The organism is Solimonas marina (genome assembly GCF_012241385.1).
GTDB classification, from domain to species: domain Bacteria; phylum Pseudomonadota; class Gammaproteobacteria; order Nevskiales; family Nevskiaceae; genus Solimonas; species Solimonas marina.
Genome location: NZ_JAAVXB010000012.1, coordinates 18,791 through 35,228, shown reverse-complemented (window position 1 = coordinate 35,228; position 16,438 = coordinate 18,791). Strand labels below are relative to the sequence as shown.

Genomic DNA, 16,438 nt, shown 5'->3' with positions numbered 1-16,438 from the left:
AGTCTCTCCTCACTTGTGTCATATGGCTCTCCTGATCCTGCTGTCGCGAACCGCCGGCATGCCCCACCCGTTACCGCGGGCGGATGCCGGCGGCTTGGTTCGTCTGACGATCGGTTCGGGGCGAGAGCCTGCCCCGATGTTTGTTGCGACAGCCTCAGCGAAAGGCCGTCGCGCGTCGGCGGTACTAGGCGCTAGCCGCCACCGTTCTCGGGCACATCGCCGGCCACCGAATAAGTCACCTGCGTGTTACGCGTCTTCAAAAAATCTTCGAGCGACTCGCCACGCATCGCTGCGTAAATCTGCGGGTTCGGCACCCCCACTACCGCCGCCAGCTTTTCCATCACGAAGAAGCTGACGCCGTAACGGATCATGGCGCGCCAGTCGAGGCGGCGAATGAAGTCGCACTCCTCGTCGCTGAGGCCTGCGTCGCGCATAGCCGTATCCTGATCGTCGCGGAAGCGTTCACGCTTCGCCGGCTCGACGAGATCGTGCAGGAATTTGTTGACCCGATAGCCCTTGAGGCTGCGCGCGTGATCGAACGGATAGGTCCCTTCGATGTTGTCGATGCCGCGCAGCTGCGCACCCATGCGCTGACGCCGGCGTTCGAGCTCTGCTTCCGGCACGACCTGCGCCTCGTTCTCCAGCAGCAGTGTGGCGATATTGGTTACCGACGGCAGATAGGCCGAGTTGTGCAGCACCTTGACGTTCGACGACAGCGCGCCGCGCATCACCAGCCACATGATGACCTCGGCGCCTTCGAGCCCCCCCAGCGTCGCGTATTCGGCGTGCGTGATGCCGAGCAGGCTTTGCGGATCGCGTGCAACCGCCTCGACGAAGGCACGATCCCACTCGACGTTATTGAAGCCGGAGCGCTCGCCGTGCACCTGATGCGACAGACCGCCGGTGGCGATGATCGCCACATCGATGTCCTCGGGATAGCACTCGATCGCGCGGCGAACCGCCTGGCCCAGCTTGTAGCAACGCGAGGCACTGGGAATTGGGAACTGCAGCACCCCGATCTGCAACGGCACGACGCGCGTCGGCCACTGCCCGCCTTCGCGGTCGAGCAGGACTGACATCGGCGAGAAGAAGCCATGATCGAGCGGCTTGTCCTGAAAATAGGACATGTCGAACTCATCGGCGGCCAGGCCCATTGCGATATGCCGCGACAACTCCGGATGGCCGGGCATCGCCGGCAGATGTCGTGCACCTCCGCCTTCGTCGGCCACGCGGTATTCGCGGTCGATGCCCAACGCGAACGTCGAGTAGTGATCGAAGAAGAACGAGGTGACGTGGTCGTTGAAGATATAGACGACGGCGTCCGGCTTGCGCTCGGCCAGCCAGCACCGCACCGGCTCAAAACCGTCGAAGATCGGCGCCCATGCCGGGTCCTTCTGCTTGTGGGTGTCGTACGCGAAGCCGATGGTGGGCGTATGCGAGACCCCGATGCCGCCGATGATGCGAGCCATGATTCCTCCGAAAAGCTAATACGCGCGAATGGCGCGGCGCATGGCAACGCCGCAGATTTCGCAGAATCGAGTCAAAACGAGGACAGCGTTCATCGACCGCCCTCCGCCGTCTCCGGCGCATACACAACGCCGTCGAACAGCTTGCGCGCCGTCAGCACAATGCCGGATTCGATATCGTCCGGCGCTGCGCCGATCTCGACCAGCACCCGCGTCGCGCCGCTGGGGTGTTCGATCAACATCTCCTTGCGCTTACCGGATGGCAACGTGGCCGGTGACGCGGCGACCGTGTCATCGAGTGCCGCCGCGGTGGCAGCCGTCACCGCGGCAAAGACCCCGATCGACGCGTGACAGCGATGCGGAATGAAGCTGCGTGTCGACAGATGGCCGCCCTGAGTCGCCGGACTGACCAGCGTCATCTTCGGCACCGACTTGTCGCTGACGTCGCCCAGCTGCATCAGCTGGCCGGCTTGCAGGCGTATGGCTTCGATCCTGGCCTTCAGGGCAACGTTGGCATCCAGTGCCTCACGTGTCTCCTGGCCACTCAGGCCGAAGTCGGCCGCCTTCATGATCACCAGCGGCATGCCATTGTCGATGCAGGTCACGTCGATGCCATCGATGTGATCAACGGGCCGCCCAGTCGGCAACAGCGCGCCGCAGCTCGAACCGGCAGTATCACGAAACATCACGTCGACCGGACTGGCGGTCCCGGGCACCCCGTCGATGTGCGCATCGCCGCCGTAGCGCACCCGCCCCCCCGGCGTCTGCACACGAATCATCGCGGTCTGCCGCGAATTCTCCAGATAGACGCGCACCGTGGTCTGCGGATCGCTTGCGGCAACCAGGCCGCGTTCGATCGCGAACGGCGCAACACCGGCGAGGATGTTGCCGCAGTTCTGTGCGTCGCTGACGATCGGTCGGTCGACGAAGACCTGCAGAAACAGATAATCGACGTCGATGCCCGGCCGCTGCGAGCGGCGCACGATGGCAACCTTGGACGTCAGCGGATCCGCGCCGCCCATGCCGTCGATCTGGCGACGATCGGGCGAGCCCATCGCGCCGAGCAGGAATGCGTCGCGCGCCGCGCGATCGGACGGCAGATCGTCGGCGAGGAAGTACCCGCCCTTCGACGTGCCGCCACGCATCCACATGCAGGGCGCTTCATTCATACGCGAGACCCGCTTCCTTGAGACGCTCGCGCATCTGATAGAGGTCCAGCCCCAGAACGCCGGACGCCAGGATGTCGCGCTTTTCGGCTTCCTTGGCTTCGCGCGCGGCGGCGGCGTCAGCGACTTCGGCAGCGATCGCCGCCGGCACCACGACCACGCCGTCATCGTCAGCGACCACCACATCGCCCGCTTCGACTCGGGCGCCGGCACAGATCACCGGTACGTTGACCGAGCCCAGCGTCGCCTTGATCGTGCCCTTGGCGCTGACGGCCTTGCTCCAGACCGGGAAGCCCATCCTGGTCAGCTCACGAGTGTCGCGCACGCCGGCGTCGATGATCAGGCCACGCGCGCCACGCGCCATGAACGAGGTCGCCAGCAGGTCGCCAAAAAAGCCGTCCGTGCATTCGGCAGTCACCGCCGCCACGACGATGTCGCCCGGGCGGATCTGCTCGGCGGCCACATGCATCATCCAGTTGTCGCCAGGATGCAGCAGTACGGTGACCGCCGTACCGGACACCGGCTCGCCGGAGTAGATCGGGCGCATGTACGGCTTCATCAGGCCGACGCGGCCCATGGCTTCGTGCACGGTGGCGCTGCCGAAGCTGCCGAGCCGATCGGCGGCGGCGCGGTCGGCGCGGTTGATGGTCTGGCGGACGATGCCGAGTTCGTTAAGACGCATGTCGATAGTCCTTGTCGGGCCTTAGAGGCCCTTGGCCTTGAGCCGTGCATCGAGCCGCGGATAGACGCGGCGCGCATTGCCCTCGAAGATTTTGTGGCGGTCGTCGTCGCTCAATGCCGCCGCCTCGATGTAACGACGCGTGTCGTCGTAGTAATGCCCGGTCTGCGGATCGATGCCGCGAACCGCGCCGATCATCTCGGACGCGAACAGCACGTTGTCGGCCGGAATCACCTTCGTCAGCAGATCAATGCCCGGCTGGTGATAGACGCAGGTATCGAAGAACAGGTTGTGCAGAAGGTGCTCGGTCAGCGGCGGCTTCTTCATTTCCTGAGCCAGTCCACGATAGCGGCCCCAGTGATACGGCGCGGCGCCGCCACCATGCGGAATGACGAAGCGCAGTTTCGGAAACACCTTGAACAAGTCAGACGTCAGAAACTGCATGAACGCCGTGGTGTCGGCATTGATGTAGTGCGCGCCAGTGGTGTGAAAGCACGCATTGCAGCTGGTGCTGACATGCACCATCGCCGGAATGTCGAGCTCCACCATCTTCTCGTAAATCGGATACCAGTACGGGTCCGACAGCGGCGGGCTCTGCCAGTGGCCGCCCGACGGGTCCGGATTGAGGTTGATGCCGACGAAGCCATATTCATTGACGCAGCGTTCGATCTCGGCGATGCAACTGCGGGTGTCGGCACCCGGTGACTGCGGCAGCATCGCCGCGCCCGCGAACTGATCCGGAAACAGCGTCGTAATCCGATGGATCAGCTCGTTGCAGATCGCCGCCCACGTCGTCGATGTTTCCACATCGCCGATGTGGTGCGCCATGAAGCTGGCGCGTGGCGAGAAGATCGTCAGATCCGAACCACGCTCGCGCATCTTCGCCAGCTGATGGTTGACGATGGTCTCGCGCAGCTCGTCGTCGCCGATCTTCAGATCGGCGGCCTTCGGGCCGCGCTTGGGGTTCGACAGGGCGGCGATCTGCAGGTTGCGCCACGCCTCGAGCGCTTTGGGCGCCGTCGTGTAGTGGCCGTGACAATCAATAATCATGAGCGTTGCGGATGTAAGTTCAGGCCGCGCGGCCGGCGGCCGGCTGCGTGGTGGTGCGGACACGGAAGATCGCCAGCGCAGCCGCGGTGGCCGGGATCGCGAGGATCATGAAGATGGCCTGGAAGCCGAGGCCCTGGCTGAGCAGCACGCCGCCGATGGTCGAACCGAGGATGCTGCCGAGGCGGCCGATGCCGAGCATCCAGCTGACGCCGGTCGCGCGGCCGACCGTCGGATAGCAGCCTGGCGCAAATGCATTGAGGCCGGTCTGCGCACCGCTGAGGAAGAAGCCAACCGCGCCGACCAGTAGTGCGATCCACGCCGACATCACGCCGTTGAAGCCGAGCACCAGCAAGACGATGGCGCCGAAGAAATACGCCAGGCCAACCATGCGGCTCGGGCCGAAGCGGTCCATCGCCAGGCCGACGATAATGGCGCCGACCGTGCCACCGAGCTGGAACATCGCCGTGATCTGCGCGGCACGCTCGATCGGCAGGCCGGCATCCTTGATCATCATCGGCAACCAGCTGGTCGTCAGATAGATCACCAGCAAGCCCATGAAGTAGGTGACCCACAGCGCGATCGTGCGCAGCCCGTATCCGGACGAGAACAGCACCGCCAGCGGCTGCTTGCTCGGCGGCGCCGGTTCGTTGACTTCGAAGCTGGCGTACTGCGCCAGGTTCGCGCGACAAACGCGGCCCAGCACCGCACCGATCTTCGCCGCCGGCTGCCCCTTCACGGTCATGAAGCGCGCCGACTCCGGCAACAGCGCGAACAAGACGGGCAGCAGCAACAGCGGTAGCGCACCGCCGAAAACCAGCACCGATTCCCAGCCATAACGCGGAATCAGTGCGGCGGCGATGAAGCCGATGACACCGGAACCGAAGTTGAAACCGGTGAACATCAGCGCGATCAGGAACGAGCGCGAGCGCTCCGGCACGTACTCGGTGACCAGCGTTGTCGCGTTCGGCATCGCAGCGCCAAGACCCAGACCGGTGATCAGGCGCATGATCGCCATCTGCTCGACGTTGGCCGCATGCGCGGTGAGGATGGTCGCGATGCCGAACACGGCGACCGAACCGAGCAGCACCTTGCGGCGACCAAACCAGTCCGACGACGAGCCGGCGATCAGTGCACCGATGGCCAGACCGATCGGCGCCGCGCCCATGACGAAGCCGAATGCCGATTTGGAAATCCCCCAGGCGCTGGTGATCGACGGCGCGACAAAGCCCATGATCGCGACGTCCATGCCATCGACAGCGACAATGCAGAAGCACAGCGCAACCAGAATCCACTGGTATGACGACATCTTGCGTTCGTTGACGAAGCTGCGGATGTCGAGTGTTGCGGAAGCGTTCATGAAGGCTCTCCTTTATTCGATCGTCGTCGCCGCACGCGACAGCGCAGGGCAGCGGTCGGCGGCAGAGCCGGTCTGATTTTCCACGAGCACTTCTCCTCGAAATTTATCTGTTGAATACCGCGCGAGTGCCAAAGCTTTCGGCGGCACGCGATGCAGGCATCACGCAGCATCCATGTTTATGGAGAGACGCGACTCGCACAATTTCGAAATCACCGACATCCCATTCAAAATTGATATAGTTAAATTTCAATATGTCGAACGATTGCCTGATACAAATGCGTTTCAGACTGTCATTCCGGATATGAGCACGGACGCACCGTTCTTCAATCTGCGTCACTTGCGCGCATTTCTGGCAGTTGCCGATCACGGCACCGTGCGTCTCGGTGCCGAGCAGGTACACCTGTCGCAACCGGCGGTCACGCAGGGCATCGCCAAACTCGAGGCTTCGCTCGGTCACACACTGTTCACGCGCGCACGCGGCCGTCTGGCGCTGTCCGTCGAGGGCATGGCCTATGCCGCGCGCGTACGCCGGTCACTGGAGCTGCTCGAGGCCGGCGTCGCCGACGCGACGCGCATGCCGACGTCGAACAACACGCGCGCCGCTGCCAATCTGATCCCGTTGCTGACCAGCACGCAGCTGCGGGCCTTTCTGGCGGTGGGGGCGCTCAACAATCTGACGCTTGCAGCGCGAACGATCGGCAGCTCGCAACCGGCCGTGCACCGCTCGATTCGCGAACTCGAAGCCATCCTCAAGGTGTCGTTGTTTGAACGAACCACGCGCGGCAGCGCGTTGACGCGTGCCGGCCAGGTTCTGTGGCAGCAGACCAAGCTGGTCCGCGCCGAGCTGCAGCAGGCACTGCATGACATCGAGGCACTCGATGGACGCCATGGCGGCACGATCGTGGTCGGCTGCATGCCACTGTCCCGTCATTACGTCCTGCCGGAAACGATCAACGCATTCTCGACGATCTACCCCGGCGTCAGCATTCGCGTCATCGAATCACCGTATTCGGACCTGCTTTATGGCCTGCGTCACGGCGAGATCGATTTCCTGCTCGGCGCGCTGCGCGTGCAGCTGCGTGAACACGACGTCCGTCAGCGTGCGCTGTTCCCGGCTTCGCTGTGCATCGCCGCGCGCAAGGGCCACCCGCTGACGAGCAAGAAGCGCATCACGATGCGCGATCTGGGCGCCTATCCGTGGGTGATCCCGCCGGACGGCACGCCGACCCGCGAGCGCTTCGATCGATTGTTTGCGCGCCATGAGATGACGCCGCAAGCCGGGTTGGTCGAATCGAGCTCACAGGTAGTGATCCGCGGGGTCCTGCTCGGCAGCGATCGACTGACGCTGATCTCCACGCACCAGGTCCAGCTCGAGGTTCGCCTCGGCGTGCTGGAAATTCTCAATGTGGTCGTCGACGAGTCGCTGCGCGATATCGGCATCACCACCCGGCGCGGCTGGCAACCGACCGTGGCCCAGGGGGCGTTCTTGCGCATTCTGCGTGAGGTCGCCACGCGCAGCGCCAGCGCCGATACGATTCCGCTGGCGCCGGGCCGTCGGCGACGCACTCGCCGACGAACCGACGACTGAAGCCGGAACTACTCGTCGCGGCCGCGGATACGCTCGGGAAGCTCGCTGATTGGCGTCGTCAGGATTTCACGCAGGCGCTGGCCGAGTGCGACCTTCTGCGTATCGTCGACCGATGCCTGCTCCTGCTTCATGCGCTCGGACTGCAGCAGGCGATAGCGCTCGCGGGCGTGCAGCTTGGCCAGGTCACGCGCGGCCGACGAAACGTCGGTGATGCGCTGCTTCTGCGACGGCGCGAACCATTCCGGCCGCGCGTCGAGCTTGCCGCCCGGATACTGGGTCAGCGCCGGATCGAGATCAGACGCCGGACGCGTAAAGCAGACATCGCCGCCGATGCCGGACTGCGTCGCCAGGAAGTTGGTGGCGCTGCCCAACCCCTTGCCGCGGCGCAGGCCGTCGACCGAGACGATGACCAGCGAGGCATCACGTTCGCGGTCGGGCTTGAGCACCGGATGCAGACTGCCCCAGCCGCGGAAGAAGACCGGTACCGCCCAGGCCTTCGCGATCTTTTCGATTTGCCGGATCCACATCGGATGCGGCGGCCGCGCGACGGCCGCGCGCTCGCCGCCGATGACGATCAGGTCCGGACGTGGCGTATAGGTCAGCGGCTCGTCGATCGGCAGCCAGAAGCGCTCGCCGTCGGCGTCGGTGCCGCCGTACGCCTGCACGATGCCGCGCAGCGGCCAGAGTAGGTCGCCCGACCACAGTTCGATTTTTTCGACGTCGATCGGTTCGAGCAGCGGCTCGAAGCGCAGGATACGAAACACCGCCGGCGTCTCGAACAGATACGGTGCGCGCTCGCGATAGCTGGCGGCGTCTTCGACCGACACACCAATCCGCACGTTCTGCAGCGGCCAACGCGGCCGCAGCGGCTCGCCCGGCGCGTGCGGATAGGCCGCCAGCGCCAGCAGATAGTCGCGCTGGCGATCGGCGTGCTTGGTGAACCAGTAGAACAGCACGTCCGGGCGCGATTCGATCGCGTGAATGATCTGATCGCGCTGGTCGTCGCTGACGCCCTCGTCGAACAGATCCGAGCCCGGCGCGACGACCACATGATCCTCACGGGAGAACCCGGAGACGCGGGCCAGCTCCGAGGTCTGCACCCAGGGCGGCAGCAGCGTCGGGCTCGCCGGCCGGCCGTTGCGCGCCAGCCAGTCGTTCTGCAGCTTCAGGCCAACGCAGTGCTCGCAGCCGGCCGACACCGGGCGGCAGCCCATGAGCGGGAACCACGGTTTCTCGCCGCCGAGCACTTCGTGCAGCAACGCGCTGCGTCGCCGCTCGGCATCGAGATCAATGAATCGAAACGAAACTTCTTCAGACATGAACGGAACAGCGTGGCGAACGTCGGGCGCCCGGACAGCCTGTCCATCCGCTACCCCGACCAAAAAATCCCAGCAACTCAAAGTTTAACGCCCGCACATGACGTGCCGGCGCGCGCGGCGCTCATGGGTGGCGCCGCGCCGACCGCCGGTCATACCACGATGCCGCATTCGGGCCTGAAGCGCTTGACCCCCGGCGCCATCACGCCCTGAATGAAATTTTGGTCATCGTCAGGAGCCCGGCCACAGCCACGCAAAGCAGGCACCGGTGACCACCGCATAGATGAGCGCGTCGACAAGGTCCTTGACGACCGCCCGCCACGGATGCCCCTTCCAGATGCCGTCGCTGATGCTGCCGCAGGCATACGCGGCCAGCGCGATCAGCGCACAGACGTGGAAGACCTGATGGCGGATCGCGCCGAGCGGCAGCGCCGCCGAGGCGACCGCCGCGACGATCAGCGAGACCAACAGCGTCAGCAGCAGCCACAAACCAAGCTGGCGCCCCATGTTGACCGGCCCGTTGCCACGCAGGATCAGCAGGCCGTTGGGCCCGGCCGCGAAACGCTCCTGCATCGGCGCCGATTGCAGCTGCTTCATGTCCGCGCAGTACGGCAGCACATACTGACCGGGCGCCGCGCCGGCGCGCCGCAGCAGCGCCGACACCTCGTCTTCGTTCGGCAGCGGCCGGTAATCGGCGTTATGCCATCGAAACACCATGTGCACGAAGCTGCTGGCAACGAAAACACCGACGGCCGACAGCAATACCGGTAGCCACAACAGCACGATCGACATCATGACGCCTCTCCCCCGCGACAGCCGCCCTGTAACGGCAGATCAGTATCACGCAGGGCCCGTCGCCGGCACAGAGGGGGAACCCCCTCAAGCAAGGGGGGTCATTCGTCCGGCGAGATGTCGCCGCAATCGCTGCCGAGCCACTTGGCGTCGATGGTGCCCTTGATGTCGAGCGGCTTGGCGTTGTCGCCGGCAGCGGTGACCTTGCCCTTGCCGGCGAACGACATCGAATAGGCCGTCGTGCTCTTCATGATCAGCGTGCCGTTCATGTCGCCGTTGAACTCGCCTTCGCCGGCGCAGCTGCCGTGGAACTTGATGGTGTCGCTGCCGACCGGCGTCGCGTCGTATTTGCAGCTGTCGTTGTCCTTGTTGAGCTGGTCGACGAAGTCCTGCGGGCTGTTGATGCGATCGACCTGCGCCGCCGTCAGGCAGGACTTGATGATGTGCGGATCATCTTCGGCCGGGCCCATGCGCTCCTCCATCATCTTGCGCTGCTCGGGCGTCAGCTTGCTCATCATCTGCTGGCGGGCGGCGGCCATCGCCGCGACGATGTCCTTACCGTTGACCTCGCTCTTCGTGTACTGCTGCCAGAGTCCCGGCTTGGGCTTGGTCATCGCCTGCGCGGCCAGCGGCAATGCCAGCGCTGACGCACACAGCGGCAGCAGCCAGATGCGGCTCGAACGGGGACGCTTGGAAACGGTCATGCTCATCTTCGAACTCCCTGAATGTCCTGCGGGTGAAGCGCAGGCAAACGACGCGCCCGGCCATCCGTCACGGCCCCGGCGTGTGCGTCCCTGCACAGCCCATTGTGCACGAGCCGCGTGAACGGCCGTCAACCGCGGTCGAGACCGCGCACCAACGCCTGTGCCAGACGCGGCTGACGCAGACGCTCCACCCACCACGCCAGTGCGCGACCGTCGTGATCGCCGCGCCATGCCACGTACAAGGTGTTCGGCTCGCGCGGATCGGCGGTCGCTAGTTCGACCAGCTCGCCACGCACCAACCGTGATGCGACCCGGGCACGCGGCAACCAGCCGACACCCAAACCCTCGCACTGTGCATGGATCTTGGCCTGCATGCTCGGCACGGCCAGCACCGCTTGCCCGCCCACCGCGCCGTAGCCACGGGCATCGACACGGCGCGACGAGTCGGCGACGACCACCGCCCGGTGCGCGGCGATGGTGTCGCGATCCAGCGGTTGCCGCGCCCGCGTCAGCGCATGCCGTGGCGCGACGGCGAACACCCAGTCCATCGCGCCGAGCTCGAACCAGCGCAGTGCCGGAATCGCCGGCGGCTCATTGGTCGCACCGACGATCAAATCGGCGCGCCCGTCACGCAGCGCTTCCCAGGTACCGCCGAGCACTTCGTGAGTCAGGCGCAGGCTGACGCCGGAGCCGAGACGATCGAAGGCACGCAGGGTCGGCAGCAACAGCTCGAACTCCAGCAGCTCGTCGGTGACGATCCATAGCCGGTCCTCCCAGCCGACTGCGACCTGCTTCACGCGACGCGTCAGACGCGCCACATCAAGTTGCAGGCGCGCCGCCTCCTGCGCCAGCAGCTGGCCCGCAGGCGTCAGCTGCAGCCGATAGCGGCGACGGTCGAACAGCAGCGCATCGAAACGCTCCTCCAGTTGCCGCGCCGCATGGGAAATGGTCGACGGCGCCTTGCCGAGACGCGCCGCAGCCCGCGACAGGCTGCCGCTTTCGCGGATGGCTTCGAGCAACGCCAGTTCATCGGCCGACAACATGTTCGATTCCTTCGAACGAGTTCATGCGGATTGTGGCACGGCATTCGGCGCACCGAAACGCAGGATGAAGACACGGCAATCAGCCGCCCCAACCAACAGGAGTACTGACATGAATCGCTTCAATGACAAGACCGTTCTGGTCACCGGTGGCAGCAGCGGCATCGGCCTGGCCGCCGCGCAGGCCTACGCCGCCGAAGGCGCCCGCGTCATCATCACCGGCCGCGACGACGCCACACTGGCCCGCGCCCGCGAGGCCATCGGCGAGCGCGCCGTCGCCATCCGCAATGACGCCGCCGACCTGGGCAGTGCCCAGGCGCTGGCCGATGCCATTGCCGCCGAGGGTCTGACGCTCGACGCCGTGTTCATCAACGCCGGCATCGCCAAGTTCGCCGATGTGGCCGGCGTCAGCAGCGAACTCTGGGATCTGATCTTCGACACCAACGTCAAAGGCCCGTTCTTCCAGATCCAGGCGCTGTTGCCGTTGCTGAATCCGGGCGCCGCCATCGCGCTCAACGGCTCGATCAACGCCCACATCGGCATGCCAAATACCACGATCTACGCGGCCAGCAAGGCGGCGCTGATCTCGCTGGCCAAGACCCTGTCCGGCGAATTTCTGGCGCGCGGCATCCGCGTCAACGTCATCTCTCCGGGACCGGTGCAGACGCCGCTGTACGGCAAGCTCGGCCTCAGCGGCGCCGAACTCGACGCCACCGCCGCGCAGATCCAGGGCCAGGTGCCGCTCGGCCGCTTCGGCACGCCGCAGGAACTGGCCAGCACGGTGCTGCACCTGACGGCCGCCGAGTCGGCGTACATCGTCGGCACCGAGATCGTCGTCGACGGTGGCATGAGCCAGCTCTGAGCGCACGAGGCCCCGGGACCGGCGACCTTCAGTCCCACATGCCCGTCACCCGACACCCGCATGGGCGTCGGGTGACGCCCCGCCGCCGCCGGACACGGCGGGCTTCCTGCACGCAAAGTAGACGTGGCGACTACAATCGCGATCCGGTCGCGGTGCTTTCGCTTCTGGGCCGTTCGCCGCCGTGCCATCGCGCGGAAGGCAACATCGCAACACCACCCGCAGGAAGCCCGCGTGCAGACCGACACCCAGAATCCGACGCCCGATCAGACGTTCACGGCCCTGCCGTTGAATGCCGCGCTGCAACGCGCCCTGGAGGTGCTCGGCTATACGCGCATGACGCCGATCCAGGCGCAGAGCCTGCCGCCGATGCTCGACGGACGCGACGTGATCGGCGAAGCGCCGACCGGCAGCGGCAAGACCGCGGCCTACGCGCTGGGCCTGCTGTCGCGCATCGATCCGGCGCAGGCGCGCACGCAAGCGCTGGTGCTGTGTCCAACGCGCGAGCTGGCCGATCAGGTCGCCCGCGAGATTCGCGCGCTGGCGCGTTTCATCCCCAACATCAAGCTGACCGTGCTCAGCGGCGGCATCGTCAAGCGGCCGCAGCTCGCGTCGCTGGAACACGAACCGCACATCGTCGTCGGCATGGCCGGCCGCGTGCTTGAACACCTGGACAGCGGCGCGCTCAAACTCGACGCGCTGAAAGTGCTGGTGCTCGATGAAGCCGACCGCATGCTCGGCGCCGACTTTGCCGCCGAATGCCGGTCCATCGTCGAGCACGCGCCGCGCGAGCGGCAGACGCTGTTCTTCTCGGCCACTTTCGCCGACGCCGTGCGCGGCCTCAGCCGCCAGCTGCAGCGCAAGCCGGTAGAGATCAAGGTCGAGTCCGACGGCCGGCAGATTCGCCAACTGTTCTTCGAAGTCAGCCCCCGGCGGCGCAGCGACGCACTCGCCCATCTGCTCAGCACCTATCGACCAGCCTCGGCGCTGGTGTTCTGTTTCACGCGCAACGACGCCAAGGATCTGGAAGCCGAACTGGCACAGCGCGGCTACGCCGTACTGGGCCTGCACGGCCATATCGACCAGCGTGAACGCGATGAAGTCCTGGTGCGCTTCGCCAACGGTAGCTGCCGGGTGCTGGTCGCCACCGACGTCGCCGCACGCGGACTCGACATCAAAGACTTGGCCGCCGTGCTCAGCTACGAACTGCCGGAAGACCCCGACCAGCATGTGCATCGCATCGGCCGCACGGGCCGCGCCGGCAAGACGGGCCTGGCGCTGAATCTGTACACCGCTGACGAAGCCGAGCGTGTCCGCGCGATCGAAGCACGGCTCAATATCGAAGCGACGATCGAGTCGCTGCCGGGCACGCTGAGCCCCGACCGTCCTTTGCAGCCGGAGGTGGTGACGCTGTGCGTCGACGCCGGCCGCCGCGACAAACTGCGCCCCGGCGATCTGCTCGGTGCACTGACCGGCGACATCGGTTTGGTCAAGGAAGCGGTCGGCAAGATCAGCAGCTTCGACACCCGCACCTACTTCGCCATCGACCGCAAGCACGCCGCGCGCGTGCTGCAGCGTCTGCGCGAGGTGAAGATCAAGGGCCGCAAATACCGCGTTCGCGAAATCGGCTGACGCGCGCCCACACCACCAAAGCGAAAGGCCGGGCATGACCCTGCCTTCGCGATCTGCAACCAGCGCCGCAATCAAAGCGGCAGCCACGCGCCCACTTGAAGTGGTTGCTGCGTTTACGATCCCGCGCACCGGCGAGCGCCGAACGCCACGTGATCGCTTTAAGCGTCGGACGCTTCCAACAGAGCCGCTCCGAGCTCGAAGCTTGCGGCAGTCTTCTCCCGTATCTCCGCCAGTGTCACTCCCGGCGCCATTTCCTGTAAACGAAATGGCGCCCCATGGCTGGCGCGATCGAACACTCCCAGGTCCGTGATCAGCATGTCGACGACATTCGCACCGGTCAGCGGCAACGCACAGGACGGGACAAACTTGGCGCCACCATCCTTGGCAACGTGTTCCATCAGGACAATGACGCGCCGCACGCCTGCGACGAGGTCCATGGCCCCGCCCATTCCCTTGATCATCTTGCCGGGAATCATCCAGTTGGCGATGTCGCCTCGCTCACTGACCTCCATTGCACCCAGCACCGTCAGATCAATGTGGCCACCACGGATCATGCCGAAGCTGTCTGATGACGAGAAGTAACAAGAATGGGGCAGCTCGGTAATGGTCTGCTTGCCTGCATTGATGAGGTCCGGATCCTCCTCCCCTTCATAGGGAAATGGCCCGATGCCGAGCATCCCGTTTTCGGACTGCAAGGTGACCTTGATACCTTGCGGCACATTGTTGGCAACCAGTGTCGGGATGCCAATACCCAGGTTCACGTAGTAGCCGTCGCGCAACTCGCGTGCCGCGCGACGCGCCATTTCTTCACGGGTCCATGCCATCAGAGTGTCTCCTCGGCCGCTACGACAGCAGGACGCGGGCGAACCGTCCGGAACTCGACATGCTCGGATGCTGCGCCTTGGACGATGCGTTTGACGAAGACCCCCGGCAAGTGCACGGCATCGGGGTCAATCGTCCCGATCGGCACGATCTCCTCTGCCTCGACCACCGTCATGTGCGAGGCCGTCGCCATCGGCTGATTGAAGTTGCGCGCGGTCTTGCGGAAGACCGTATTGCCGGCTTCGTCGACGCGCCATGCCTTGACCAGCGAAAGGTCGGCGAAAATGCTGCGCTCGAGGAGATAGAGCTCGCCGTCGAATTCGCGAACTTCCTTGCCCTCTGCCACCTGAGTGCCAACACCCGTTTTCGTGTAGAACCCAGGAATGCCCGCGCCGCCGGCCCTGCAGCGTTCCGCCAGCGTGCCTTGCGGACAGAACTCCACCTCAAGCTCGCCGTCCAGATACTGCCTGGCGAATTCCTTGTTCTCGCCCACATAGGAGGCAATCATTTTCTTGATTTGCCTTGATCGCAGTAATCTTCCCAAGCCGATGCCATCGACTCCCGCGTTGTTGGAAACGACCGTCAGATTGCGCACACCGGAGGCCTCGATGGCGTCGATCAGTCGCTCCGGAATACCGCACAGTCCAAAGCCTCCAACGCAAATCGTCATGCCTTCAGACAGAAGGCCATGCAAGGCCTCCGCCGCGGTTTTCAGAACGGGTTTCATATTCGCTTTCCTCTCTTTACCGTGCGGCAATCGCTTACGCCTTGAGCGGCTCGAGTACCGACACGCAGTTCGTGACGGCACCGCCGCCCATGTTGAAGCAAAGGCCCAGTTCGGCACCGTCGAGCTGCATCTTTCCCGCACGCCCCGTCAGCTGACGCGCCGCGAGCACATGCATCGAAACGCCGGTTGCGCCGACCGGATGCCCCTTCGCTTTGAGACCACCAGAGAGATTGATCGGCAATCGTCCGCCACGCTCGATCTGCCCTTCACGCACGATCGCCGGCGCCTCCCCCGGCTTCGCCAGGCCCATCGCCTCGAGCGTCATCAACTCGGCAATTGTGAAGCAGTCATGGACCTCGGCGAAGTCGAGATCATTGACCGTGATCCCTGCCGCGGCGTAGGCCTGCTGAAACGCGTGCCGCGGCCCCTCAAAGGCTGCAAGATCCTTGCGCGATAGCGGCAACAGATCACTCACTTGCTCTGCCGCCCGGAAACCCACCGCACGCGGGTAATCTGCAGAGCGGTCACGTCGCGTCAAAACCAGCGCCGCGGCACCGTCGGTAATCAACGAGCAGTCCGTGACTTTGAGTGGCGCGGCGATCATCGGATTACGCTCCGAAACGGACAGGCAGAAATCGAGCGGTAGCGGCTTCTGCATATGCGCGAGCGGATTGGCGAGCGCATTGCTGTGGTTCTTGACCGCGATACGCGCCATCGCCTCGGTTGGGTCCTCGAAGCGATCGGCATACGCTTGTGCATATCGGGAAAAGATTTCGGGAAACGACATCCCTGCCTCTTCCCTTTGATAGCTCGCGCCGCCAAGTGCCCGCGTCACCGCTGCGGTGTCGAGGTGCGTCATCTTCTCCACGCCAACCACCAGCGCCACATCGACACGCCCGCTCGCCACTGCATCAAGGGCGGAATAGAGCGCCGCGGCGCCAGAAGCGCAGGCATTCTCACATCGAATGGCGGGCTTGAAGCGCAAGGCCGAATCGGCACCGAGAATCATCGACGAGCAGAATCCGTCGGCGACCATTCCCGAGTTGAAGTGGCCCAGCCAGACCGCATCGACCGCCTCACCGGTCATACCCGCATCGGCGAGTGCCTCGGTGACTGCCTCCTGGATCAGCTCCTCCAGAGAGGCAGACAAACGACCGAAGCGCGTGTGCCCGCATCCCACGATAATAGAGCTCTCCGCGCTCGGGTTGCGCTTCCGAATTGTCATAGCGTCGACTCCTTT

Annotated in this window: 15 protein-coding genes; 3 read left to right on the top strand and 12 right to left on the bottom strand. The window is 64.9% G+C overall.

Going from position 1 to position 16,438, the window contains the following annotated elements; all coding sequences use genetic code 11:
* Positions 1-191: 191 nt before the first annotated feature.
* The 5 genes from G7Y82_RS17640 to G7Y82_RS17620 form a co-directional block, all read right to left on the bottom strand.
* Positions 192-1,469 carry a gallate dioxygenase gene (locus G7Y82_RS17640; RefSeq protein ID WP_168149470.1) on the bottom strand — a complete coding sequence of 426 codons (1,278 nt, stop codon included), beginning with the start codon at positions 1,467-1,469 and terminating at the stop codon, positions 192-194.
* An 89-nt stretch (positions 1,470-1,558) separates the two neighbouring features.
* The gene (locus tag G7Y82_RS17635) at positions 1,559-2,635 is read right to left on the bottom strand and encodes a 4-oxalomesaconate tautomerase (protein ID WP_168149469.1); all 1,077 of its coding nucleotides are present in this window, start codon (positions 2,633-2,635) and stop codon (positions 1,559-1,561) included.
* Positions 2,628-3,314 (bottom strand): 4-carboxy-4-hydroxy-2-oxoadipate aldolase/oxaloacetate decarboxylase, encoded by a 687-nt coding sequence (gene ligK / locus G7Y82_RS17630; RefSeq protein WP_168149468.1) that lies wholly within the window; start codon positions 3,312-3,314, stop codon positions 2,628-2,630. The genes G7Y82_RS17635 and ligK overlap by 8 nt, the downstream gene beginning before the upstream one ends.
* A 21-nt stretch (positions 3,315-3,335) precedes the next feature.
* On the bottom strand, positions 3,336-4,361 hold the full coding sequence (locus G7Y82_RS17625) for an amidohydrolase family protein (protein WP_168149467.1): 1,026 nt from the start codon (positions 4,359-4,361) through the stop codon (positions 3,336-3,338).
* Positions 4,362-4,380: 19 nt separating this feature from the next.
* Positions 4,381-5,718 (bottom strand): MFS transporter, encoded by a 1,338-nt coding sequence (locus G7Y82_RS17620; RefSeq protein ID WP_168149466.1) that lies wholly within the window; start codon positions 5,716-5,718, stop codon positions 4,381-4,383.
* Between the two features lie 301 nt (positions 5,719-6,019).
* Between G7Y82_RS17620 and G7Y82_RS17615 the strand changes: the two genes are divergently transcribed.
* Positions 6,020-7,306 carry a LysR family transcriptional regulator gene (locus G7Y82_RS17615; RefSeq protein ID WP_168149465.1) on the top strand — a complete coding sequence of 429 codons (1,287 nt, stop codon included), beginning with the start codon at positions 6,020-6,022 and terminating at the stop codon, positions 7,304-7,306.
* Positions 7,307-7,314: 8 nt separating this feature from the next.
* Here the strand turns inward: G7Y82_RS17615 and G7Y82_RS17610 are convergent, their stop codons facing one another.
* The 4 genes from G7Y82_RS17610 to G7Y82_RS17595 all read right to left on the bottom strand — a co-directional run bounded on the left by G7Y82_RS17610 (position 7,315) and on the right by G7Y82_RS17595 (position 11,161).
* Positions 7,315-8,625 (bottom strand): DUF5131 family protein, encoded by a 1,311-nt coding sequence (locus G7Y82_RS17610; RefSeq protein ID WP_168149464.1) that lies wholly within the window; start codon positions 8,623-8,625, stop codon positions 7,315-7,317.
* 228 nt (positions 8,626-8,853) lie between these two features.
* Entirely contained in the window at positions 8,854-9,417 is a 564-nt protein-coding gene (locus G7Y82_RS17605; protein ID WP_168149463.1) for a hypothetical protein, read from the bottom strand.
* Positions 9,418-9,515: 98 nt separating this feature from the next.
* Positions 9,516-10,124 (bottom strand): DUF3617 domain-containing protein, encoded by a 609-nt coding sequence (locus G7Y82_RS17600; RefSeq protein ID WP_168149462.1) that lies wholly within the window; start codon positions 10,122-10,124, stop codon positions 9,516-9,518.
* Between the two features lie 122 nt (positions 10,125-10,246).
* Entirely contained in the window at positions 10,247-11,161 is a 915-nt protein-coding gene (locus G7Y82_RS17595) for a LysR family transcriptional regulator (RefSeq protein WP_168149461.1), read from the bottom strand.
* Between the two features lie 109 nt (positions 11,162-11,270).
* On the opposite strand from G7Y82_RS17595, the gene G7Y82_RS17590 reads away from it, so the two are divergent.
* Together G7Y82_RS17590 and dbpA are read left to right on the top strand one after the other, a co-directional pair.
* Positions 11,271-12,020, top strand: coding sequence for an SDR family oxidoreductase (locus tag G7Y82_RS17590; RefSeq protein WP_168149460.1), 750 nt, complete (start codon positions 11,271-11,273; stop codon positions 12,018-12,020).
* Positions 12,021-12,251: 231 nt separating this feature from the next.
* Entirely contained in the window at positions 12,252-13,649 is a 1,398-nt protein-coding gene (dbpA, locus tag G7Y82_RS17585; protein ID WP_168149459.1) for an ATP-dependent RNA helicase DbpA, read from the top strand.
* Positions 13,650-13,807: 158 nt separating this feature from the next.
* On the opposite strand, the gene G7Y82_RS17580 is transcribed toward dbpA, so the two are convergent.
* Genes G7Y82_RS17580 through G7Y82_RS17570 form a run of 3 tightly spaced genes read right to left on the bottom strand, consistent with a single transcriptional unit; the run spans position 13,808 to position 16,423 of the window.
* Entirely contained in the window at positions 13,808-14,473 is a 666-nt protein-coding gene (locus G7Y82_RS17580; protein WP_168149458.1) for a CoA transferase subunit B, read from the bottom strand.
* Positions 14,473-15,198 (bottom strand): CoA transferase subunit A, encoded by a 726-nt coding sequence (locus G7Y82_RS17575; protein ID WP_168149457.1) that lies wholly within the window; start codon positions 15,196-15,198, stop codon positions 14,473-14,475. Before G7Y82_RS17575 ends, G7Y82_RS17580 begins: the two co-directional genes overlap by 1 nt.
* A 34-nt stretch (positions 15,199-15,232) precedes the next feature.
* Positions 15,233-16,423: a thiolase domain-containing protein gene (locus G7Y82_RS17570; protein WP_168149456.1), complete on the bottom strand. Its 1,191-nt coding sequence runs from the start codon at positions 16,421-16,423 to the stop codon at positions 15,233-15,235.
* Positions 16,424-16,438: the final 15 nt, after the last annotated feature.